At 58.9% G+C, this 275-nt stretch carries 1 protein-coding gene; it reads left to right on the top strand.

All coding sequences use genetic code 11. From position 1 onward, the window contains the following. On the top strand, positions 1-275 hold a 275-nt coding region (locus SB771_RS34350; RefSeq protein ID WP_410721956.1), incomplete at both ends, for a porin.

A 275-nucleotide genomic window follows, 5' to 3' on the forward strand; every position in this document is an offset into this window, starting at 1 on the left:
GGCCAGTACGGCCGCTTCAGCGGCGACACGATGTTCTCGCGCAATGCGTATGTCGGTATCGAATCGCCGTACGGCACGGTCACCGCCGGCCGTCTGACCACTCAATTGTTCGTATCGACGCTCCTGTTCAATCCGTTCATCGACTCGTATGTCTTCTCGCCGATGGTCTATCACGTCTACCTCGGACTCGGCACGTTCCCGACCTACTCGACCGATCAAGGCGTGACGGGCGACTCGGGTTGGAACAACGCGGTGCAATACTCGTCGCCGAATTT

It is taken from the genome of Burkholderia sp. SIMBA_051, assembly GCF_046534915.1.
GTDB classification, from domain to species: Bacteria; Pseudomonadota; Gammaproteobacteria; order Burkholderiales; family Burkholderiaceae; genus Burkholderia; species Burkholderia ambifaria.